Origin of the sequence: Gilliamella sp. ESL0405 (genome assembly GCF_019469205.1) — a bacterium.
GTDB lineage: Bacteria > Pseudomonadota > Gammaproteobacteria > Enterobacterales > Orbaceae > Gilliamella.
Genome location: NZ_CP048265.1, coordinates 807,489 through 830,685, shown reverse-complemented (window position 1 = coordinate 830,685; position 23,197 = coordinate 807,489). Strand labels below are relative to the sequence as shown.

The following is a 23,197-nucleotide window of genomic DNA, read 5'->3' as shown; positions in this document are numbered from 1 at the left end:
ACTAAATGTGTGCTGTCACTATTCAATAAAGCTATAAGAGTGTTGGCGGCGCACCTCTTTGGGCAATACCCCAAACTGCTTTCGGAAAGCTGAGCTAAAATGACTAATATTACTATAGCCCATAATAATAGCCGTTTCCGTTACACTATTATCCACCAATAACTGTTTAGCTTTGCTCATTCGCTCCGCCAAAAAATAGGCATAGATACTTTTACCAAAAACCTTTTTAAAGCCTTTTTTTAGTTTACTTTGGTTAAGCCCTACTTGTTTAGCTAACCAATCAATGGTCGGGGCATTACTTAAATCACTCACCAAATAATCACGGGCACTAGTAATTTGCTTATATTCTCGATGAGTAAATTCTTGCTTTTCTAAATGACTATCAAAGGTTTTAAAATACCAATTTAGATACTCTAAAACGTTGGCATATAACAGTAAACGATTAGTCACTTTACAATCAGTGTTTTGCATTAAGTGAAATAACTGGCACGCACATGAAAGTACATTAACATTTTGTTCTATTTGCTGATGATGTAGAAAGAAATTAACTTTTTTATCAAGACAAGAAAATTGAAAATCCATGTCTCCCAGTAAAACATCTAGCAATTCGGGCATTATCATTACTTCTAAATTACAGAAGTCTGCTGAGTGTTGTAAATGAAAAGTCTCACCATCACTAAAGCCAAATGTTAAATCACCTTTTGAGGTAACAAATTTTCTACCTTTAACTTGCATGCTCAACTTACCTTGCAACTGACAACTAAAACATAAGCAATTATCACTGCTAGGAAACTCTTTGCTAGTATCAATTGCATTTAATTCATCTGCGGTAACAACACATACAGCTAAGCCTGGTTGTAACTCAATATATGAGCAACCTTTACTATCACTATTGAAATTATTACTGGTTAATAGATCATCCAAATGCATACGTCCTCCTTCAAAGAATTCAAACAATAACAAATATCATTTGCATTTACAACAAAATAAAGCTACTATTCGCATGCTGTAAGCATTAGGAATACTGGCTTTTTAATAAATTTATTATAAATAAAAGACTTATAAAAATATCTCATGGATAACAAAATCATCCACAATCGTAAACAAAGAAACTATTTTTTATTTATTATTGCTCAACTGTATATCATCCAAGGAATTCCTGTTGGCTTGGCTTTTGATGCCTATCCTATTTTATTACGCAATGCAGGCGTTTCTCTAGCAGTGATAGCATTGATCCCCTTAGCTGGTCTACCTTGGGTAGTTAAATTCTTATGGGCACCTGTAGTAGAAAATCATTGGATAAATAAAATAGGTTATAGAAAAAGCTGGTTACTGCCTATGCAGTGTTTGTTAGCACTGTTTATTACCATTATTGCCTTTATCCCCTTTACCCCAGAAACTACCAATTACCTACTTGGCATTATCATTCTATCTTGTATAGTTTCTGCCACACAGGATATTGCCACTGATGGATTGGCTGCTGATCTTTCTCAAAGTAATACCATTACTCAAGTAAATAGTATTCAAGTAATGTGCAATATAATAGGTATGCTAATAGGTGGTGCTGGAGTAACCGTTTGCTATGATTATCTAGGAAAAACTAACAGTATCTTACTGTTAGTGGGGCTGATTGTACTTTCTATAATACAGCTCCTGATATGGAAAGAGCCTAACTTATTTCACACCTCACAACCAAAACCACGGGCAAGAATCAGTCATTTTTTCAAAAGACAAAATGCCTACCATATGCTATTACTTGCTCTATTGGTTCCTTTTGCTGGCTCGGTAATTTTAGCGATGACTAAATTTATTCTACTTGATCATGGCTTATCTGTTAGCGATATAGGTATCTATACAGGTATTGGTGGTTATCTAACTATGTTATTAGGTTGTGGAATTGCTGCTTATTTATTAAAAACTAAATATCCTTACCAAACATTAAAACTAGGCTTTGGTTTATTTACCTTATTGATTATTTTATGGAGCATACTTTACTATCTACCCAATTACATCAATCAGCTAACGATTATTCTCATTATGACCATTTTAGGCATTGGGATTGGGATTATTAATGTGAGTATCTACACCATCACCATGATCTATGCCAAAAATGGTAAACAATCAGCGACTGATTACGCAATTTTTCAAAGTAGCTTGTTACTCTCTGAAATAGTAGCCTCTTCAGTTTCTATGACCATAGCCGAATATTTTAATTACTTAACCGCTTTTATAATCGCCTTAATCACAATTATCATTATTCATATTAATCTAAATAAAAACAAGATCATTGAGTACTGTACCAATAATTACTAAATCTATCCATATTTCCAACCTTCGTTTAGCACAGTGACTAATAAAAATAGTTAAAACTTATTGGAGAAATAATATTAATGAAGCTAAGTTATTCTGGTATCGCATGGTAAGCACATGTAAAAGCCTTTTTAAAAGCTAGCTATGGTAAAAAAGAGTATGTGAATGATGCATACATTACATTTACCCCACTCCGTTGAAGCAGAACAAGCGGTTCTAGGTGGATTAATTAAAGAAATTGTTAGTTTCAGTATTATTTTGTCACATTAGTTCAACACCTAATAGATAGCCTATAATAGTTGACAGACTATTTTTTTAAATTAAATAATATTAACGGGCATAAATATTGTTCCAACTTTTCCTTTTTTAGTTCAGTTAATACCTGTTGAGGTAATGTAACTGAGAACGTAACATGACCATTAAAACCACCCAAATGAAGATTTAAGATGCAGCAGTAGTCAATATAATTATACAATGCCAATCCTGCAAAACCTACTGTTCCAAAAAGCCATAAATTTAATGTTTTTCCTTCTGTCTTAAAACTTTTTTTTCCTTCTGTGAAAAATAAAACAAAACTTACCAAAATAGCACCAAGAACATAACGTATTAAAGTGAGATAATAACCATCAATACCTGATGATACAGCATGCTTAGAGGAGGGATACATAATACCCCAACCAAAAACAGTGATTAATAAATACAATGTATATTTTAAGTTTTTTATTTGGATATTGTTCATAAAAATTGTACTCAATCATTTATAATTTATTTTGTGAACTTCATATTATTTTTTTGAGAAAAGATCATTATAGAAAAAGTAATATCATTTATTACATGATGTTAATATTTTATTATTTGATAATTAGCGGCTCCAAAACAGGTATACCAAACAGCACAAAAACACCTGCCACAATATCAAGAATACTGGCAGGAAAAGTTAGCGAAGTTATAAAAACGCTAATGAAATTAAAATTGATCTCCTTCTGGGCTTATAGGACTAGGAGGAGGTCAAATAAAGGCAATATTTAATAATTATCACAAACAAAAATTTATAACATTAATAAAATAAGCATATCTTATTAAGATTTCTGTATTTTCATTTTGAAAATGTCTTGACAAGTGTTTGTAGCCTTGGTTACTCTAACAATAGTTAGATATCTAACTATTTTCTTGTAAATTATTAGATACTCAACAAATAAGGGAAAATTTGATCTTATGAATTTAGAGAAAAAATATAAATCTTTAGCAAAAATCATTAATAAAGATAATTTAGCTAATAAATTGGCAGTAGATGCATGTTTTAGTTTACTTTCAGCTGCTAATAAAATTGATAAAGAATGTGCCTCAAGGTTAGGAGATTATCAACTTTCAGAAGGTCGTTTCATGGTATTAGTTTTATTACTTGAGTACGAAGTACTTTCTCCACAAGAAATTGCAAAATTAAGTGGAGTAACTAAACCAACTATAACTACGTTCATATCTTCTCTATTAAAGAAAGGATTGATCAATAAAACTGAGGCCGAAAGTGACGGTAGAAAAATGAATATTACATTGACAGAGGATGGTCGTGAACTCATTACTAAATTATTTAAATCCCATAGCCAATGGATTACTAACATTACAAATAAACTGACTAATTCTGAAATGGAAAATCTTATATTTTTATTAAATAAAATGTTTCAGCATAAAGGGGATTGACAACTTTTATCATTTGAAGGATGGCTATTATACTTCAGTAAGGAAAAATTCTTTTAGCCGTTTCACATTTAAATAAACAGTCTGAATGCAAGGATAATTAAAAAAATAAATAGAGTGTAGGTATTTAGAGTTTACCAGAAAAACAATGGGTTATTATTACATGGTGATATCTAACCCTTAATTAAGAATTCATTATGTTTCTTAAATTATTAACTTTCGTTGCAAGGAAAGTTTTTTTGCCCAAATTTTTATGGTTGTAAAAAAAACACCTCTTATACTTTTAAAGTTAAACAACTTGTCATGTTAGTAAACAGCAGAGTTTAAAGCTTGAACCAGATTATAGAACGACACTCAATTAACACAACGTTTTGTTAAAAAGCACTACCTTCAATTGGTAAACAAAAGAAAGGAATATAATTATGAAATTAAATGAAAAATTTAAACATATTCAAGAAGAAATGGCGCAACAATTACCTAGAGATATTTTAAATATCTTCGGAAAATCACTACAAGAACTTCTAGCACAAAAATTAGAAACTAACGCACTTAAAGTAGGAGATATTGCTCCAGATTTTACTTTACTTGATACAAACGGTTTACCTGTTTCGCTTTATGATGTCTTGAAAGATCATCTGGTAATACTTAGTTTTTTCCGGGGTAACTGGTGTCCATTTTGTATAGCAGAATTAAGACATTATCAAGAGGCTATAAACAACGATAAAATAAATAGCAGTACAGTTATTGCCGTTTCACCTCAAACAGTTAATTACAATTCTCAAGTTTCTAAACAAAATGATCTTCAATTTAAGATACTATGTGATCAAGGTAATAAGATTGCTGAAAAATATGGACTTGTATTCGTACTTCCTGAAAACGTCAGAGATCTTTATAAGAGTGTAGGTGCAGATTTAGAAATATTTAATAATGATAATACTTATAAGTTACCTATTCCTGCAACTTATGTAATTGATCAAAACAAGAAGATTATCTTTGCTTCGGTTGATGCAAACTATATGGAAAGAGCTGATGTCTGCGATATTCAATTTAAATAATGATTATACAGTTCATTAAGCTCTCCTAGGGTTATTCGTCTACTTTCTTATAATTTAAATTGTTTTACTTTTGATAAAGATTTACGTGAAATTAACTCAAAAGGAAATGTTACCGTTAGCAACAGTATTGTTATTGATGTTTGATTAATAATGCAGGACAAAAGAATCAGATTTATGATATTGAAGCTGATTAAAAAATTTAAAGATCGAATACGACTGGATTACTCTGTTATATTGGAAATTGAAAACGTAATATCATTTTTAAATTTTAATTTTTGTAGACTTTAAAGGACTATACTCGAAGTAATATTGGAGCGGGAAACGAGGTTCGAACTCGCGACCTCAACCTTGGCAAGGTTGCGCTCTACCAACTGAGCTATTCCCGCTTATTGAACTCTTCGAAAGAAGAGGTGTGCATTATACAAAAATTTTGATAACTAGCAACCTCTTTTCTGCACTATTTTTTATTTTTCCAGCTAAGTGTTTCAAAAACACCAAAAATAAAAAGTCTAACTGCTTTAAATTTGTCCTCTTGTTTTTCTTGATTAGTCATTGTTGTCTGCAAAATCAATGCTTGTAAACCATGAATAATAACAAAAGCCGCTAAGCCAACATAGGCAACAACATTTGCAGGTTTTGGATAAGGGAAGATCAAATTGAATAATAAAAATAACCACATGAAAGCGTAGATAACTTTACCAACAAATATAAACATATTAACTGTTTTCTCTAATAAAAAGATAACTATGAACCTGACCAGCTGTTTTTTCTCGGTGTAGATGCCAATTACTCGGAATCTTGTTTAACAAGTTTAACCCAATTTCAGCCTCAATATAAATATAACTATTATCATTAAGCCAATCATTATCCTCCAATTGACTAATTGTTGTGGCGACTAATGATTGATGAAACGGCGGATCAATAAATACTATATCAAATTTCTTGTGTGCTGGCTTCGAGAGCCAAAGTAACGTATCAGTATGAAAAACTTCTATACCTTCCGCAACAACAAGCTGTTTGTTTTTAATTAATTGATTGGCAACTTGCTTATCTTTTTCCAGCATAGTGACATTTTTAGCGCCTCGAGAAGCAGCTTCAAAGCCCAGAGAGCCACTTCCTGAAAAGCAATCTAAACATTCACTATCATGCATAACAGGCATTAACCAATTAAACAAAGTTTCTTTGACACGATCTGTTGTTGGACGCAAACCCTGTTTGTCCAGTACTGATAATTTGCGTCCACGCCATTTTCCAGCAATGATTCTTATAAAACCATTCATATTGTACCCTTGATTAGAATAGTTCCGTTGTACCGCCTTGTGAATCAGTGACACTGGTACCCACTTCTTGTGTTGCATAAGTAGTTGGCTCAGTACCTTTTATAAAGTACTCAGACATCGTTTTGGAACCAGATTGTGGTAATAATCCTGTTCGTTGATCAATAGTGACGCTAACAACATTAGCAGGTTGCTTATCTTGCACAACTGGAACATCTTGTAGCGCAACTTTCATATAATCAACCCATACAGGATTAGCGGTCACTGCACCGGCTTCAGCACGATATGTGCGCCCTAGTTCGCGGCGATGATCATCAAAGCCCATCCAAACAGTTGTCACAATATTGCCACCGAATCCAGAAAACCAAACGTCTTTTGAAGCATTTGTTGTACCGGTTTTACCACCGACATCTTTTCTACCTAATGCTTTTACCCGCCAAGCTGTGCCATTCCAATCTGAGCCACCAAATACAATTGAGCGCAGGCCATCTTTCATAATAAAGGCTATTCCACTGTTAACAGTGTGCGGTGCATATTTTGGTGTAACATTTGTTGAATTTTCACCATTAATATCAGGTAAAATAAGATTATCTTCTGGATTAAGGTTCGCTTGTTCAGGTTCCTCGTTGCCAGATTCATTTGATTCATTTTCAACATTATCTAACGATACAGGCATTGTTCCAATTGCGATATCATCATTATCACAATCATGACAAGCAATGAGTGGTTGATGCTGATAAATCACGTCATTACGATCGTCGTATTCTATTCGTTCAATTAAATATGGTTTGATTAAGTAACCACCATTAACAATGACCGAATATGCCCTAGCAACTTGTAATGGCGTAAAGGATGCTGAACCTAAAGCTAACGATTCATTGTATGAAATATTTTCTTTAGGAAATCCAAAACGCTCTAAATAAGTTGCCGCATAATTAAGTCCAACTGCTCGTAATGCTCTAACCATCATTACATTTTTAGACATGCCTAAACCAATTCGCATACGCAGTGGACCGGCATAAGTTGGTGGTGAATTTTTAGGGCGCCAAGTTACACTTCCGGTTGTTCTAACAATTGGCGCATCATTAAGCAATGTTGCCATTGTTAAGCCTTGTTCTAACGCTGAAGTATAGATGAAAGGTTTAATGTTAGAACCTAACTGACGAAGAGCTTGTGTAGCACGATTGAATTTACTGAGATTAAAATCATACCCACCAACAATCGCTTTAATTGCACCATTATCAGAATCTAATGAAACCAATGCCGCATTAACCGCTGGTATTTGCGCCAGTTCCCAAATATCGTTATTTTTTTTAACCCAAATAAGTTGGCCTGCTTTTAACACATCAGTGACTTTTTTAGGTGATGCGCCTTGTCGTGTATCACTAATAAAACGTCGTGCCCACTTCATTCCTTGAAAGTTAATGGTGATATTACTTTTATCCGTCAAAACTGCCGTTGCTTGTGTATCATTAGATTCGGTGACAACTGCAGGACACATACCAACATGACAAGGGTATTTATTTAAAATAGCTTGAATTTGCTCAGCATTCCATGGTGTTTCATTTTTTTGCCATAACTCTTTTTCTGGCCCACGATAACCGTGTCGAATATCGTAATCAACGATATGTTTTTGTACAGCTTCGTTAGCTGCTACTTGGTCGGTTTTGGAGATCGTTGTATAAACTTTATAACCATCTGTATAAGCATTCTCCCCAAATTTGTCATACATAAATTGTCTTGCCATTTCAGCGACATAAGGAGCGGAAAATTCAATTTGAGGTTCATGATAACTTACGTTTAAAGGTTTTTTAATTGCTTCATCATATTCAGCTTGAGTAATGTAAGATTGATCTAACATTCGCCCTAATACCCAATTACGTCTTGTTAAGGCACGTTCTGGGTGCGCAATTGGATTGAAAGCAGATGGTGCATTAGGTAGCCCTGCAAGCAACGCTGCTTCATCAACAGTAAGCTGATCAGGTGTTTTACCAAAAAATGTATAAGACGCTGCCCCAACACCATATGCTCGAGATCCAAAATTAATCATGTTTAAATACAACGTCATGATCTCTTCTTTGGATAATTCTTTTTCCATACGTATAGCTAAAATCATTTCTTTAACTTTACGGGCAATACTTTTTTCAGGCGTTAGGAAGAAATTTTTCGCAACTTGTTGAGTTATCGTACTTCCACCTTGTGAAAAGCCATGTTGGGTTACCCCAATGTACATAGCTCGCATAATACCAATAGGATCGATACCGAAATGCTCATTAAAACGTGCATCCTCAGTTGCAATAACCGCATTTACAACTTGTGGAGGAATTTGGTTATACTGTAAAGGCGTTCGGCGACGTTCACCAAAAATAGCAATTAATTCTCCGTCTTTACTTAACACTTGCATTGGAGTTTGTAATTTTACGTCTTTTAAGGTAGCTACATCCGGTAAATCTTTGGAATAATAAGCATACCCAGCTATGCCTATTATTAAGCCACAAATAAATAGCGCGAAGAAAATTTTCAGAAAAAATTTCAAGATTTTAAGTAATATCACAAAATATTCCTATCCAATTGATTTTATTTCAAAAATAGTACAAGTATCTATTTTATATTGCTTTATATATTTTTAAACGACGAGTATATACTAGTTATGATAAAAGACGCAAAATAAAAACGAGTAATTATTATTTTAATCATGACAAATATTTACACCTGTTCAAGACATTGAGGTTATAAAGGTAACGTCGGTAAACAGGTTACTTGCTTTACACAATTAAAGCAGTTATGCTTTGGTAGCGCTTAAATATCATCAAGTTAAAAAGTAACTCGTTTCTGCGTATTATCTCACAATATTTATTGATATTAAAAAATTTCTTAAAATTATCTGACATCATTCCATTTTATTAGTCTTTTGAATTTCGATTATGTGGAGCACACAACTTAATATCTCTTACTTACAGATATATATGAGTACTGCATTTTATTGTTTATTAACCTGCGCTAGTTTAATAATATTTGCAAATACCGCTCTTAATGCCTATACGTTTGTCATTGTACTTCTATTAATTACTCAATGGTGGCGTAGTATTTGTTACTTTAGGACGATCAAAGGAGAATTAGCACTTTTTGATTATATACACCAAATTTACTGGCATAATCAACGCTGGCATATAATGCGTAAGCCCCTACTGTTTCGTTATGTGATCATTTTAAATTTAAAATCCCGCCATGACGGTAAAAGGCATACACTTTTTTTAATGGTTGATAACTTAATGCCTAATGATTGGCGAACGTTGCATTACCATTTAAATATCATTGATTTAAGTTAAACAGATAGCGTTTCAATTTTTAATTGATAACAACTATTGTGATTTTTTTATCCAATATTGGAAAGGTTTTGTTTCGATTTGTGAATTGATTAACTCATGATCCATATGTCGACAAAAACTAGGAATATCACGAGTCGTTGCTAAATCATCCGCAATAACATAGAGAACTTGCCCAACAGCAAGCTCTCTAATTGTTTTGCGGACCAACATGATTGGTTCGGGGCAACGTAAGCCCAATGTATTAAGCTCTTTATCAAATTTCATCATTTATAACTTTGCTTAATTATTTATAAAAATAGCTTTTCCAAGTAATGTGGCACAGCATCATCAGCATTTGAGCCAATAACTTCATGAGTTGGTAATAAAGATTTTAACTCTGAACTACCGTCTTTCATAATACATCCCTTACCGGCCATTTTTAACATTTCATAGTCATTCATACCGTCACCAAATGCAATGCTATCATTAAGGGTAAAACCTAATTTTTCAACAACTTGTTTTAATGCACTACCTTTAGAAACATTTTCAGCCATAACTTCAAGGCAGTTGAGTGTAGAAAATGCGGTACTTACTTTATTACCAAATTTTTGCTCTATTCGATTTTTTAACTTCACTAAGTGAGGATATAAAGCATCATCAGTAGTGGTAAAATAAATTTTCGCAATATCATTGGTATCAAAATCATGTGGATTAAAAAACTGATAAGTAAAATGAGTATCTCTATGAAAACTCAATGAAAACTCATCTTCCTTATTGATCAACCAATTGTCTCCATGATAAATATGTGTGTAAACTAATGGATCATCAACACACTCTTTAGCAAGTTCACTTGCGATACTTGGCTCAATACTATGGCTGACGATTAAATTACCTGCACTATCATGAACTCTGGCACCATTAGAAGTTATCATAAAGGCATCAATTTCCATATTTTCTCGCATTTGAGCAACATCAATATGATGCCGGCCTGTTGCAAAAACAAAATGAATATCCTTATTGCGTAATGCTTGAAGAATCTTTTTCGTATAAGGTGATAAGCTATGCTCAGGAGTTAATAATGTGCCATCTAAATCAGAAGCTACAACACGAAACATAATATTTCTCTACTTTGGTAATCAATTGAAATCCTACCGATAAAACTGTACTTTGAAGCAATATAAAAGTAAATCAAAGTAAAACGGTAAAAATGAGATTGATTATGATACAACTCTGCTGAGATTTACTCAACTAATTGTGGTGTTATAAAGATAACTAATTCTCTTTTTTGCTGCTTTTTACTTTTATTATTGAATAAATTACCAATTATAGGCAGTTTACTTACTCCAGGCACCTTACGGGTATGACTGTTATTAATCTGCTGAAAAATTCCGCCTAACACAACTGTTTCACCACTTTTTACCATTACTTGAGTTTTGATTTCTTGCGTTTCAATTGCTAATGCTTCGCCACCATCTCGCCTTTTTATCGATTGCCCTGCTGTATTTTGGGTAATGAAAAGATCTAAAATCATTTTATCATCGGCAATAATTTTCGGTGTTACTTCTAAACCTAAAACCGCTTGTTTAAATTCAATTGATGTTGCCCCATTACTACCACTTGATACTTCATAAGGAATATCCGTTCCTTGTTTAATGGATGCTGTATTTTGATTGGCTGTGAGTAAGTTTGGGCTAGCAATAATTTCTAGCTGATTTTCAGCCTCTAAGGCAGATAGCTCTAAGTTGAGTAAACCGCTTGAAAGTTTAGCTAAATTAAATCCCACGGTAGAAGTTGCACTTGCTACATCAAGCCCGACATCAAACTTATTTAAACCCAGCGAAGATCCACCCGAATATCCCCATTTAATTCCTAATTCATTCATGCTCTCTTCACTCATTGTCACAATATGCGCTGATATATGAACTTGAGAAATGGGTTTATCAAACGCTTTTACCAATTTTTTTATACCTTCAAAACGTTCAGTTATATCAGTAATAATCAGTGAATTCGTTCTTTTATCAATAACGACTTTGCCTCGTGGTGACAATAATTCTTGCTGTTCTATTGCTTCAATTAAAGTCATTGGTTGCGCATGATTTACGGCAATAGACATTATCTCTAATGGTTGTTTTAACTGTTGTTCTTTCAGCTCTTGTTGTTGTCTTTCTAACAAAATCTGAGGGTCAACCGCTTTTGATACAAATAAAATATTATCTTCTATTTGAGCTTGTAACTTAGCCGAATGTAAAACAATATCTAACGCTCTTTGCCAATCAATATTTTGTAGTTTGATTGTTTGTTTAATTGATACATCATCATCCAACACTAAATTCAACTGTTTATTGTCAGCCAAAGCTTGCAAGATAATTGCAACATCAGTTTGATAAAAGTTGATTGAAATTAAGTTGTTTTGTTGCTCATCAAGGGGAAGCTCGGTTTGTGCCAAACTAAGCGGTATGCTAAATAAGAAAAAAAGTGAAATCATAAAGAATTTTGAGATAACACTTTTCAATATTGACCTGAAATTAACCATTTCTATAAACCTTTTAGCTGATAAATAAAACATTATTTATGAATCGGCATGATCCATGTCACCTTATCGGGACAATAATGAGCTAGCTGAGCTTGCCAAAAAATCTTATTATGTTGCAAAGATTCAATTGACCATGGAAAAAGTTCATTGGGGATCAGATTGTCAGTTATAGCTAGCCACTGGTTGTCTTTAGTTAACCAGATCTGTCGATATTGATTATTTGATTGCTGGACCATACCAATAAACTGCCAATCTTGTATTTGACTAATTAGCATTTGAGTTTGCGCTTGGCAGGTTAATCGATCGGATTGATGAAAGGGATCACGTAAAACTGCAATGACTAAGGTTGCATAGCTATTTATAAATAGAAACAATACTATTTTAAATGCGTTACTCTTCACTCTAATTCCTCTTTAAATGATAAAGTAAATGTTATTTGTAAATAAGTTTCTTGATTGGTAATTTTCAAATTCTGAAAATCTAAATAGTAGTAATTATCATCAAATGATGAAATTAAGCTGATAAAGTCAGCAAATTGACCATGTAATTGTATGTCCCAGTTAACCGTCGATTCAGCTTGATAACGTTTAAAGGAAATTAATTTTAATCGGTTAGACTCGAAAGCGAGAGCTAATTCATTTTCTGAAATAAGACTTAATAAACTCTCTTTGCTGGCTTGATAACGCCGTAATTTCGATTCTAATAATTCTATTTCGGCTTTCTTTTCGTGGTATAAATTGGCTTGTTGTTCAATCTGTTGCTTAATGTCTTGAATAAATAAAAAATATCCTATTAACACCACTGTTATTGACAACATAATGATGATTAAATACTGTTGCCAGATAGGTCGACTTAAAAAATCACTCATCATTTAGTTTAATATCCATTTCAAATGAGAGCATATCTTCATGATTGGTTAAAGTTATTATTTGGCTTTTACTTATATTTTCTAACTGCAATAACACCTGATTAAAATGGATAATTTCAATATAACTTAAGCTATGTCCTGTTATGGCAATATTTTGAGGGATATATTGATATGAATTCAACCAAACCATGTCAGGTAGCTTTTCGGAAAGTGTCAATAACGACTGTTTAATTTGCCGTTGACTTGGTGAAGGATTGGGTATGTAAGTTGACAATTCTGCCAAATACTGTTGCTTGATAAGTTGCTGCTTTGACAGCTTAGCTTCATAATCATTTAGTTGAGTTTGCGCGTTTATCCACCAAAAGATAAATTGACAGATAAGCACGCCAATGAGGCAAACAGTCATCAGGGTTAGCTGGAATTTGTGCCTGCTTAACTTAGTTTGACGCCATGGTAAAAAATTGAAGCGAATATTGTCATTAACATAGCCGATAAAAACCAGATTCAATTCATTTTTGTCGAACAATTCAATCCAATAATTAACATCACTACGTTCACAGACTGTTACTTGAACGCTATTTTTCGGGCGCCTAAAATAAACATAATCAAAAAAAAACTCTTTTGCTGAGCGCCCAAACAACTTATACATTGAAGCTTCAATATATAAAGCCAGTTCATTTGAGTTGAGCTTAACATCGGGTAGTGTCAATGTTTGTGACTGTACATAGCTTTCACTAAGATTTAGTTCATATTTACTCTGTTTAGGGTATTGGTTTTGTAATTCAGCGACAAATTGTTCAATCTCATCTGGCGATTGGTAATAATACTCCCCCTGCCCTTTATGATCGCTTAGGTTTAAATGAGTTTTAGGCTTAACAATTTTATGACGCAAAATGTTAGGTTCAATATTGATAACAATACGGCTTTTATTAAAAATCATGATCGACTGTCTTTTTTTGAGCTAATGATATTTTTTAATGCTAATGCTATTTAGCAAAATAAAAGCTTAAAAAAGGCATTTTTGAGAACTAACATCCAAAAAATGTTTAAAATTACACCGAACGGGGCTAATTTCGTAGAAATATAAAAAAAAAGGTTGACTGAAATAAGACGTGCCTTATAATGCACATCCACACGGTAAGGGTGATTAGCTCAGTTGGGAGAGCACCTCCCTTACAAGGAGGGGGTCACTGGTTCGAACCCGGTATCACCCACCAATCTTTACCGTGACGTTTTAGAAATAAAACATGGGGTGATTAGCTCAGTTGGGAGAGCACCTCCCTTACAAGGAGGGGGTCACTGGTTCGAACCCGGTATCACCCACCACTTTTGTTTACTTTTTCTATATGGGTTGTTAGCTCAGTCGGTAGAGCAGCGGACTTTTAATCCGTTTGTCGAGCGTTCGAATCGCTCACGACCCACCATTTTCTTCTCGTTATTTTTAACACCAACTTGAAAAACATTGCCTTAAACAAATACTACGATACCTTTACGTCTCATATAACATAAAGTGATGAGATAAAAAATTCTAGCAACAAAAAGCGATTAAGGTAAAACAGGAAGTCAAGAGAGAATAGCTTGTAAAAACAGGATTACTATGGCTGGATAATCATCATCAACCACAGTAAATATTTAAGAATGCGTTAACTTCCTAAAAAGACATACATGATTAATCGATAAGCAATATAAAACATTACTAAACCAACGATACAATCTAATATCACCCACATTCTTTTTTGTTTAAATAATGGGGTTAAAAGTCTGGCACCATAACCAATTCCAAAAAACCAAAGAAACGAAACACAAACCGCACCAATTAAAAATGCCATTTTTTGTTCGCTACTTAATGTGCCGGCAATGCCACCAACAATAACCACCGTATCTAAATAGACATGTGGGTTTAATAACGTCACAGCTAATGTCGCAAGCACAACTTTCATTAGGCTATTATTTTTATTATCTTGCGATTCAACTTGCATGCTGCTTGTCCCTTTTAAGGCACTTTTAAAAGCATTATATCCGTACCAGATTAAAAATATTGCGCCTAATATAGCAAGTATATTGGTGATTAATGGATTGGCACTGATAAATGAGCCCACACCTAAAATCCCAATTGACATTAAGGTAAAATCACAAATAAAGCAGATTGCTGACACAAAAAAGATATGATTTTTTAATAAACCTTGTTTTAGTACAAATAAATTTTGCGCACCAATTGCGATAATCAAGCTAGCTGAAATTAATGCGCCTCGCATTATCTCTGAAATCATGTTTTTATAACACCCTAAATAAATTGAAAAATATTAGCATATTATTACCAGCTTAAAAAGGTGACTCAACGACAATTTCAATGATCAAAATGCGTTACTTTTTCCAATCAGTCAAGAAGCGTTGATGACGATTAAATAATAACATGACACCACCAACAATAAGCCATAGTAAGCCGACGATTTTTGCATCGTTATCAATATTTAGTAGTACCGGTAATAAAACTAAAATACCAATAACAGGTAAAATAATATCGAAAATCAAAGAAGCCACGCCATTATGACCTTTAACGAATTTAAAATAGCCTATCACTGAAACATGTAACATGATAAATGCCGTCAGTGCCCCTATATCGACAAAGGAAACTAACGTAGGGAGTCCTCGAACACTATTTGCTGCAATGGCAGCTATGCATAAATTAAAAGTGGCAGCAAAAACAATAGCGATTGTTGGCACGCCCGTTTTCTTTCCTACTTTAGATAATATTGAAGGTAAGCGTTTATCTCTGCCCATACTAAATAATAAACGACTAGCAGCAGCTTGCCCAACCATAGCAGCGAAAGAAGCGCCAATTGCTTTCATTAACCCTAAAGCCCAGCCAAGGTAAATACTAATTTCATCGTTGACGATAGTGTAGTATGCCTTTCCTTGTAATTCTGGATGATTATTTAAATATTCCGGCGTATAAGGGCTGAGAAGCGCGCCGATATAAATTTGTAAGACAAACAAGCCACCGGCTAAAATTAGACAGCAGATAATCGCTTTACTTACTAAACTCGGTTTACCACTGTTCTCTTCGGCAAAAGCAGCAATCGCATCAAAGCCTAAGAAAGATAAAACTGCCACTGAAACACCAGAAAATAGGTTTCTCCAAGTAAATAGGTCGCCGCCAATTAATGGTTGTAACCAATCTCGTTTAATTCCCGTGGTTGCCAGTATCCAGATACCGGCAATGAGCACACAAGCCAGTACCGTGATTTCAAGTATTAATATAATTAAGGTGATTTTTGCCGATTTTTTAAAACCAATAAGGTTTAAACAAGTGGTGACAACCACAGCCAAAAAAGTCCAGATCCATACAGGAATTTCAGGAATTAGCGCATTGAGCGAGATACCGCTAAAGAGATAAGCTACCGCAGGAATAAACATGTAATCGAGTAACAACAACCAGCCAACCAAAAATCCCGCATTAGGATGAATGCCGGCTGAGCAATAGGCATAAACAGCACCAGCATGAGGTAATGCCTTAACCATTCTCGCATATGAACATGCCGTTAATGCCATAACAAGTGTTGCCACTATGTATACTAAGACAACAGCACCATCTGTCGACGCATCTAAAATACCATACAAACCAACTGGCGCAGCAGGTCCAATAAAGAGCAATCCCAAGATCACCAGATCTCTAAATCGCATGGTTTTATTTAACTGTTGCATAATCATTTCCATATATAGATCAATTGAAGTGATCAAAATGTTAAATGATTATTAAAATAATGACTAATATCAACTTGTTATAAATATATAACCATTTGATTTAAGCATGGTTCTTAACATGACGCTCTAATTTCATAGCTATAAACCATTTTTGCTGTTTTTCCCAGCATAATTGATGCACTACAATATTTTTCTGAGGCAAGCTTTAAAGCTTTTTCAACAGACTCGGTTGCAATATTTTTTCCGCTTATAACAATATGAAAACGAATTTCAGTATAAACTTTAGGATGAGTCTGTGCTTGTACTTTTTCGATATCAATCCAAAAATCAGAAACATATTGTTTGGCATTTTTCAAAATAGCGAGAATATCATAAGACATACAGCCAGCAGCGCCATGTAGAAGTAGCTCCATGGGGCGTGCGCCTCGATTTCGTCCACCATGCTCAATGCCACCATCCATGACTAAAGCATGACCACTTGCTGTTTCACCAATAAAACCAAAGTCATCAATCCATTTCAAACGATCTTTCACTTTTTTATTCCTTCTATATCAAGTTAATGGTTAAAGTTTAAATACTAACATAATTTATTTTATTAATTATGTCACTGATTTACTGATGATGTTGCCATTAAGTTAACTTACTGCTGTTTTATTTTTAAAAGTATTAATTGAAAAAAAGTAATAAATGCAATTAATATAGGATAATTCATTCAATGCTCACAATAAATACTCAGTTGTTTTATCTATTGTTTTTCATAATAATTAAAAACTTTAACAGCAATTAATAGGCATTATTCAAAGGCTTTATTATGATTCTTGAATTTTTGATCTTAATTTTTATCGGCGCAGTAGCCGGGCTATTAGCGGGTATGCTCGGTATTGGTGGAGGCGCATTAATTGTTCCGGCTCTTATTTTCTCCCTTGATTATTTCGATCTGGGTGGGCATTGGACGAGTCATATCGCTGTGGCATCATCGTTAGCGACAATTATCGGCACGAGTTTGTCTTCCAGTTGGTTGCATAATAAAAATCATAATATTGAATGGTCAATTTTAAAGAAAATGGTGTTAGGTTGCATTATCGGAACCATTGGCGGTTCATATTTGACGCCTTACATTCCCGGAATGTGGCTAAGAATGATATTTGTTATTTTTCTAACTTATATAGGTTTAAAGTTTATTTTTAAAACTCGCAATGTTGCTAACAATCAGACTAATGAAGTGGCTTTATTGGGTAATCATATTTATGTTATTGTTGGTGCGCTTATCGGTATTTTTGCTGCGCTGGTCGGCATTGGTGGTGGAATTTTAGTTGTGCCCTTTTTGAAAAAATGTGGTGTTAATATGCGTAAAGCAATAGGCACCTCAGCAGCCTTTACACTACCTGTAGCAATTGGTGGGACAATTGGCTATATCGTTGCGGGCTGGAATATTGCTGATTTACCGCCTTACAGTCTTGGTTTTGTCTATTTGCCGGCTGTTATTGCTATTATGTTGGCAAGTATACCCATGGCCAAAGTGGGGGTGCAACTTGGGGAAAAATTATCAATCGATAAGCTAATTAAGTTTTTTGGGGTATTTTTGCTGTTAATTGCAGTTAAATTATTGTTATCTTAAAAAAGCATAATTGTTTAACAAAACGAAACGAATTTAAAGCAAAAAAGGTCGCAATGCGACCTTTTTAAGTTCAATAGTGCTAACTAGTAATTGCTATCTAGCATCTTTAACAGCTAAACCTAAATGCCATACTGCCATTGCATAATGCGTGCTGTGATTATAACGGGTTATCACATAAAAATTCGGTAAACCATACCAATATTGATAACGATCACCCATATCAAGGCTTAATAAGCTCACTTCTTTATGTCCATCGATTGAACTTTGCGCTTTCAGCCCTGCTTTATTGAGTTTCTCTACTGAATATTTAGTACTAAAGCCTGTTTCTAAAGAAGGAGCTTGACCATCAGCTTTTACCGCCACTTTTTTATCTTTTTGCCAGCCGTGTGCTTTAAAATAGTTGGCAACACTTCCAATTGCATCTACCGGATCCCATAAATCAATATGACCGTCGTTATTGAAATCAACCGCATGATTTCTAAATGCTGACGGCATGAACTGACCATACCCCATTGCACCAGCAAATGAGCCACTTAAATCGAAAGGATCCACTCCTTCATCCCGACACATAATTAGATAATCTTCCAGTTCGTTAGAAAAGTATTGAGCACGTCTTGGGTAGTAAAATGCCAATGTAGTTAAGGCGTCGATGATTCTCGTTTTACCCATTACTCTACCCCAACCTGTTTCAACACCGATAATACCAACAATAATTTCTGGCGGTACACCATATTGTTTATATGCTTGTTGCAACTCTTTATTGTATTTATTCCAAAAATCTACACCTTTAGGTAGATTACTTGGGGTAATAAATTTATTTTGGTAACGAATCCATGCACCATTTGGTCCCGTTACTGGCCCCGATTTTGGGGCTTGTTTATCCATTAAATTAATCACCCAATCAAGCTTATTGGCTTGCGCCAGCACATCACGTAATTGTTGGCGATCGAAACCATGTTTTTTCACCATTTTATCGATAAATTTTTCTTTATCTGTCGCTAATTGAGCGTTTTTCGGTTCAGGCCGATTATGATCTTTTTCTAAATAGACACCACCGGAGACATTTGAATGCCCGCGGTGCGCAACCATTGGTGACGTTTGTGTTTTCTGGCTACTACAAGCAGCAAGCGATAAAATCATAACTACACTAATAATGAGACGTTGCATAAATTATCCAAAATTAAATTAATTAAGAAATCGACAATATCATAAATTATTACTTGTTATTCAACAATATTCGGACAAGATTTTCCTTCCGATACTTGTTCAATATTGGTTAACGTTGTCTCTGAAATATTTAATAAGGCTTCTTGAGTTAAGAAAGCTTGATGACCGGTAAAAATAACATTATGACAGGCTGATAAACGACGGAATACATCATCTAAAATGACATCATTGGATTTATCTTCAAAAAAGAGGTCTCGCTCATTTTCGTAAACATCCATACCTAGCGCACCGATTTTGGTCTGTTTTAAAGCATCAATTGCCGCAGTTGAGTCAAGTAAACCACCACGGCTGGTGTTGATAATCATCACGCCATTTTTCATTTTGTTGAAAGATTCTTTATTTAATAAATGATAATTTTCTGGTGACATCGGGCAATGTAAGGTAATCACATCTGAATTTGCATATAATTCATCTAATTCGACATACTTTGCACCGAGTTGAACTGCTGCATCATTAGGATAGGGGTCGTGCGCTAATATGTGCATGCCGAAACCTTTTAAAATCCGAATGACCGCTAAACCAATTTTACCGGTGCCAATTACGCCGGCAGTGCGATTATGCATATTAAATCCGGTTAACCCGTCTAATGAGAAGTTAGCATCACGAGTACGTTGATAAGCTTTGTGTGTACGACGGTTCAGGGTCATCATTAAAGCAACCGCATGTTCAGCAACAGCTTCTGGTGAATAAGCTGGCACGCGAACAACGGTAATGCCCAATTTTTTGGCTTCAGCTAAATCAACATTATCAAAACCCGCACAACGTAATGCTAAAATTTTAACGCCATAATGGGCTAATTTTTGTAATACTTGTTTATTTACTTCATCATTTACAAACACACACACCGCATCGTAATCTTGCGCAGTCACAGCCGTTTTATGACTTAATTTGTGCTCATAAAACTCAAGATCGAATTTAAACTTTTTATTCGCAATTTCTAAGTATTCTTTGTCGTAATGTTTACTGCTAAATACAGCAACTCTTATTGTTTGTTTCATTTTACTGCCTCTCTTATAGCGTAACGGTTAATGTTGACTAGTTTGATTTTCCATTTTTATACTGAAACGTATACATTTTCTGAAACTTCTTGACAAACATAAAATTTGAATAGGTATTGAAAAATTGGTTACAGATTGGCAAAACTAGTTTTTAATTGATTCTTTACAGTAATAACGCTTTATGCCGGCTTTAGCAATTATTTTTTTTATTACTGTGTTATCATAGCACTTTGCTAAAAACTAACCAATAAAGTTAAATAATGAATGATACGCAACATTCCATTTTAAAAACTGTTTTTACCACTAAAATGCTGATCTGTATTTTTACTGGTTTTGCTTCAGGGCTTCCTTTTTATATATTATTACAACTCTTACCGGCTTGGCTGGAAAGTGAAGGGATTAATATACAAACAATCGGCGTTTTTTCTTTGACCCAAATTCCTTATATCTTTAAGTTTGTTTGGGCTCCATTTATGGACAGAATCTCACTTTTTGGCTTAGGACGGCGACGAGGTTGGATGTTAGCGTCCCAGATGACATTACTAGCCTTTATTGCGATATTAGGTTTTTTATCGCCCTCATTAAATATCTGGTTAATCGCTCTTATCAGTTTTATTATAGCCCTTTTTTCAGCGACACAAGATATCGCACTTGATGCATTTAGGCGAGAGTTATTGCTGGATAATGAATTGGGTCTTGGCAATAGTATCCATACCAATGCTTATCGTATTGCAGGCTTAGTACCGGGTACATTATCGCTGATATTATCCAATTATTTACCTTGGAATAGTGTGTTTATTATCACTGCACTTTTTATGCTTCCGGCCATTATCATGACTTTAATGGTTAAAGAGCCCCCTAATCAAGCACCGAAAAATCAAAGTATTGAAGATATTATTACCAAACCATTTAGCGAATTTATTACCCGTAATGGTTTAAAATCGGCCATGTTAATTTTAGCCTTCATTTTTCTCTATAAATTAGGGGATAGCATGGCTACTTCGTTGGCAACACCTTTTTATTTAAAAATGGGCTTTAGCCGTTTAGACCTAGGCTTGATTGCCAAAAATGCATCGTTATGGCCAAGTGTATTTGGCGCTTTAATCGGTGGTATACTGATGATTAAAATTGGCATTAACCGTGCGCTCTGGTGTTTTGGCGTAGTTCAAGTTGTTTCTATTTTTGGTTTTATTTGGCTATCTATTGAAGGACCATATACAGTCATAAATTTAGAGCAAAAAATTTCATTAGCTTTAGTTATAGGGTTTGAGGCATTAGGAGTAGGTTTAGGCTCAGCAGCATTTGTTGCATTTATCGCCAAAACAACAAATCCTCTTTATACAGCAACCCAATATGCTTTATTTTCCAGTATTGCATCTGTCCCCAGAACGTTAATTAACTCAACCACCGGATTTATGGTCGCCTATTTAGGATGGACGACATTTTTTATTTTATGTGCAATTTTAGCTATACCCGGTATGTTATTATTATTTAAAGTTGCCCCATGGAATACAAAATCTCAGGAGAATAATAATGGACAAATTAACTCAAGCATTTAATTTTAGACACGCATGTAAAAAGTTTGATACGACTAAAAAAATAAGCCGTGAAAACATTGAATATATCTTAGAAGCCGGGCGACAATCTCCTTCAGCATTTGGGCTTGAGCCTTGGCACTTTGTTATTATCGACAATGACAAAATAAAAAAAGAGTTGCGCACGGTGTGTTATAATCAGGAGCAAGTCACAAGTTGCTCACATTTTGTTATCGTGCTTTATCGTAAAGCAAATAATTTCACGCTACAAAGCGAGTACTTTCGCCGAACAGTTGCACGCACACTACCCGATAGTGATGATCAAACAGCGATTGATAACACCTGCCAATCAATTATAAATTTTTATAATCATGGATTAGCCAATGGCTTAACGATTGATCATGCTTGTGAAATGCAAGATTATATCGCTTGCGCAAACATGTTAACAGCCGCAGCCTATCGAGAAATTGATTCTTGCACAATCGGTGGATTCCAATATGACGGTATTGTTCAAATATTAGAAAAATATATGCCTAAATTTAGCGCTGAAACCTTTGGTATTGGACTTTGTTTAGCTTTTGGTTATCGTATCAATGAGCCAACCGAGAACGTGCGTTGGTCTCTTTCTGAAATCACAACCCACTTATCTGAATAATTGACTGGTAACTTTCCCGGTCGTCGCAAGGCGACTCGGAAAGACTCATCAATGACCAATAACCGATTTCTACTTTTAAGTTATTAATGACCAATTCATACATACGCTAAAAATCTAAAGCTCAACATAATATTTCAATTTTCTGGCGAAAATGGTTAATAATGTCAAAACAATAATGGCTCTGGCATAAGTTGTTTTGGATTGTAAATATGACTTTTGTTTTTAAGCCTATATCACTTCCTATGATTACAGTCGAAGAGTCAAATAGACGGGTTAGTAAAACTTTATGTTTGGAAAAGTAGAGATGAATCTTAAATCTAAAAAATAAATCAAATTTATGTTGTTAATCAATTACTATTGCCCTAGCCTATTGCTGCAATAATCATTTTTTTTGCACGAAAGAGCTTGATAAT

Annotated in this window: 23 protein-coding genes and 4 tRNA genes; 10 read left to right on the top strand and 17 right to left on the bottom strand. The window is 34.4% G+C overall.

The window, feature by feature from the left end:
• Positions 1-18: 18 nt before the first annotated feature.
• Positions 19-930 (bottom strand): AraC family transcriptional regulator, encoded by a 912-nt coding sequence (locus GYM74_RS03845; protein WP_220219171.1) that lies wholly within the window; start codon positions 928-930, stop codon positions 19-21.
• Positions 931-1,074: 144 nt separating this feature from the next.
• Here GYM74_RS03845 and GYM74_RS03840 point away from each other — a divergent pair, with 144 nt between their 5' ends.
• Complete coding sequence (locus GYM74_RS03840) at positions 1,075-2,313, top strand: MFS transporter (RefSeq protein WP_220219170.1); 1,239 nt, start codon at positions 1,075-1,077, stop codon at positions 2,311-2,313.
• A 304-nt stretch (positions 2,314-2,617) separates the two neighbouring features.
• Here GYM74_RS03840 and GYM74_RS03835 read toward each other — a convergent pair whose 3' ends face one another.
• Complete coding sequence (locus GYM74_RS03835) at positions 2,618-3,049, bottom strand: EamA family transporter (RefSeq protein ID WP_220219169.1); 432 nt, start codon at positions 3,047-3,049, stop codon at positions 2,618-2,620.
• 476 nt (positions 3,050-3,525) lie between these two features.
• Here GYM74_RS03835 and GYM74_RS03830 point away from each other — a divergent pair, with 476 nt between their 5' ends.
• Together GYM74_RS03830 and GYM74_RS03825 are read left to right on the top strand one after the other, a co-directional pair.
• Positions 3,526-4,008 (top strand): MarR family winged helix-turn-helix transcriptional regulator, encoded by a 483-nt coding sequence (locus tag GYM74_RS03830; protein ID WP_220219168.1) that lies wholly within the window; start codon positions 3,526-3,528, stop codon positions 4,006-4,008.
• Positions 4,009-4,427: 419 nt separating this feature from the next.
• A complete protein-coding gene (locus tag GYM74_RS03825; protein WP_220219167.1) occupies positions 4,428-5,060 on the top strand; it encodes a peroxiredoxin-like family protein in 633 nt (210 codons plus the stop codon).
• A gap of 310 nt (positions 5,061-5,370) precedes the next feature.
• Here the strand turns inward: GYM74_RS03825 and GYM74_RS03820 are convergent.
• The 4 genes from GYM74_RS03820 to GYM74_RS03805 all read right to left on the bottom strand — a co-directional run bounded on the left by GYM74_RS03820 (position 5,371) and on the right by GYM74_RS03805 (position 8,891).
• Positions 5,371-5,446: transfer RNA gene (locus GYM74_RS03820), tRNA-Gly, on the bottom strand.
• 71 nt (positions 5,447-5,517) lie between these two features.
• The gene (locus GYM74_RS03815) at positions 5,518-5,775 is read right to left on the bottom strand and encodes a DUF1145 domain-containing protein (RefSeq protein ID WP_220219166.1); all 258 of its coding nucleotides are present in this window, start codon (positions 5,773-5,775) and stop codon (positions 5,518-5,520) included.
• Between the two features lies 1 nt (position 5,776).
• Positions 5,777-6,340 carry a 16S rRNA (guanine(966)-N(2))-methyltransferase RsmD gene (gene rsmD / locus GYM74_RS03810; protein ID WP_220219165.1) on the bottom strand — a complete coding sequence of 188 codons (564 nt, stop codon included), beginning with the start codon at positions 6,338-6,340 and terminating at the stop codon, positions 5,777-5,779.
• 13 nt (positions 6,341-6,353) lie between these two features.
• The gene (locus GYM74_RS03805; RefSeq protein ID WP_220219164.1) at positions 6,354-8,891 is read right to left on the bottom strand and encodes a penicillin-binding protein 1A; all 2,538 of its coding nucleotides are present in this window, start codon (positions 8,889-8,891) and stop codon (positions 6,354-6,356) included.
• 370 nt (positions 8,892-9,261) lie between these two features.
• Between GYM74_RS03805 and GYM74_RS03800 the strand changes: the two genes are divergently transcribed.
• Positions 9,262-9,666 (top strand): protein YgfX, encoded by a 405-nt coding sequence (locus tag GYM74_RS03800; protein ID WP_220219163.1) that lies wholly within the window; start codon positions 9,262-9,264, stop codon positions 9,664-9,666.
• Between the two features lie 33 nt (positions 9,667-9,699).
• On the opposite strand, the gene tusA is transcribed toward GYM74_RS03800, so the two are convergent.
• The 6 genes from tusA to GYM74_RS03770 form a co-directional block, all read right to left on the bottom strand.
• Positions 9,700-9,933 (bottom strand): sulfurtransferase TusA, encoded by a 234-nt coding sequence (tusA, locus tag GYM74_RS03795; RefSeq protein WP_366915714.1) that lies wholly within the window; start codon positions 9,931-9,933, stop codon positions 9,700-9,702.
• Between the two features lie 20 nt (positions 9,934-9,953).
• Positions 9,954-10,760, bottom strand: coding sequence for a Cof-type HAD-IIB family hydrolase (locus tag GYM74_RS03790; RefSeq protein ID WP_220219162.1), 807 nt, complete (start codon positions 10,758-10,760; stop codon positions 9,954-9,956).
• A gap of 125 nt (positions 10,761-10,885) precedes the next feature.
• Positions 10,886-12,178: a secretin N-terminal domain-containing protein gene (locus GYM74_RS03785; RefSeq protein WP_220219161.1), complete on the bottom strand. Its 1,293-nt coding sequence runs from the start codon at positions 12,176-12,178 to the stop codon at positions 10,886-10,888.
• Between the two features lie 32 nt (positions 12,179-12,210).
• A complete protein-coding gene (locus GYM74_RS03780; RefSeq protein WP_220219160.1) occupies positions 12,211-12,579 on the bottom strand; it encodes a hypothetical protein in 369 nt (122 codons plus the stop codon).
• The gene (locus tag GYM74_RS03775) at positions 12,576-13,049 is read right to left on the bottom strand and encodes a hypothetical protein (RefSeq protein WP_220219159.1); all 474 of its coding nucleotides are present in this window, start codon (positions 13,047-13,049) and stop codon (positions 12,576-12,578) included. Before GYM74_RS03775 ends, GYM74_RS03780 begins: the two co-directional genes overlap by 4 nt.
• Positions 13,039-13,986: a PilN domain-containing protein gene (locus GYM74_RS03770; protein WP_220219158.1), complete on the bottom strand. Its 948-nt coding sequence runs from the start codon at positions 13,984-13,986 to the stop codon at positions 13,039-13,041. The genes GYM74_RS03775 and GYM74_RS03770 overlap by 11 nt, the downstream gene beginning before the upstream one ends.
• A 201-nt stretch (positions 13,987-14,187) precedes the next feature.
• Between GYM74_RS03770 and GYM74_RS03765 the strand changes: the two genes are divergently transcribed.
• The 3 genes from GYM74_RS03765 (at position 14,188) to GYM74_RS03755 (ending at position 14,470) form a co-directional block, all read left to right on the top strand.
• A tRNA-Val gene (locus GYM74_RS03765) sits at positions 14,188-14,263 on the top strand.
• Positions 14,264-14,296: 33 nt separating this feature from the next.
• Positions 14,297-14,372 (top strand) — tRNA-Val (locus GYM74_RS03760).
• A 22-nt stretch (positions 14,373-14,394) separates the two neighbouring features.
• Positions 14,395-14,470: transfer RNA gene (locus GYM74_RS03755), tRNA-Lys, on the top strand.
• A 219-nt stretch (positions 14,471-14,689) separates the two neighbouring features.
• Here GYM74_RS03755 and GYM74_RS03750 read toward each other — a convergent pair.
• The 3 genes from GYM74_RS03750 to GYM74_RS03740 form a co-directional block, all read right to left on the bottom strand.
• On the bottom strand, positions 14,690-15,316 hold the full coding sequence (locus GYM74_RS03750; RefSeq protein ID WP_220219157.1) for a LysE/ArgO family amino acid transporter: 627 nt from the start codon (positions 15,314-15,316) through the stop codon (positions 14,690-14,692).
• A gap of 94 nt (positions 15,317-15,410) precedes the next feature.
• The gene (locus tag GYM74_RS03745) at positions 15,411-16,751 is read right to left on the bottom strand and encodes an APC family permease (protein ID WP_220219156.1); all 1,341 of its coding nucleotides are present in this window, start codon (positions 16,749-16,751) and stop codon (positions 15,411-15,413) included.
• Between the two features lie 113 nt (positions 16,752-16,864).
• A complete protein-coding gene (locus GYM74_RS03740; RefSeq protein ID WP_220219155.1) occupies positions 16,865-17,284 on the bottom strand; it encodes an OsmC family protein in 420 nt (139 codons plus the stop codon).
• Positions 17,285-17,562: 278 nt separating this feature from the next.
• Here GYM74_RS03740 and GYM74_RS03735 point away from each other — a divergent pair, with 278 nt between their 5' ends.
• Positions 17,563-18,369 carry a sulfite exporter TauE/SafE family protein gene (locus GYM74_RS03735; RefSeq protein ID WP_220219154.1) on the top strand — a complete coding sequence of 269 codons (807 nt, stop codon included), beginning with the start codon at positions 17,563-17,565 and terminating at the stop codon, positions 18,367-18,369.
• Between the two features lie 93 nt (positions 18,370-18,462).
• Here GYM74_RS03735 and mltB read toward each other — a convergent pair whose 3' ends face one another.
• Positions 18,463-19,536: a lytic murein transglycosylase B gene (gene mltB, locus GYM74_RS03730; protein WP_220219153.1), complete on the bottom strand. Its 1,074-nt coding sequence runs from the start codon at positions 19,534-19,536 to the stop codon at positions 18,463-18,465.
• A 56-nt stretch (positions 19,537-19,592) separates the two neighbouring features.
• Positions 19,593-20,582: a 2-hydroxyacid dehydrogenase gene (locus GYM74_RS03725; protein ID WP_220219620.1), complete on the bottom strand. Its 990-nt coding sequence runs from the start codon at positions 20,580-20,582 to the stop codon at positions 19,593-19,595.
• 272 nt (positions 20,583-20,854) lie between these two features.
• Between GYM74_RS03725 and GYM74_RS03720 the strand changes: the two genes are divergently transcribed.
• Positions 20,855-22,153 carry an AmpG family muropeptide MFS transporter gene (locus tag GYM74_RS03720; protein WP_220219152.1) on the top strand — a complete coding sequence of 433 codons (1,299 nt, stop codon included), beginning with the start codon at positions 20,855-20,857 and terminating at the stop codon, positions 22,151-22,153.
• Positions 22,128-22,784 (top strand): NAD(P)H-dependent oxidoreductase, encoded by a 657-nt coding sequence (locus GYM74_RS03715; RefSeq protein ID WP_220219151.1) that lies wholly within the window; start codon positions 22,128-22,130, stop codon positions 22,782-22,784. The genes GYM74_RS03720 and GYM74_RS03715 overlap by 26 nt, the downstream gene beginning before the upstream one ends.
• Positions 22,785-23,197: the final 413 nt, after the last annotated feature.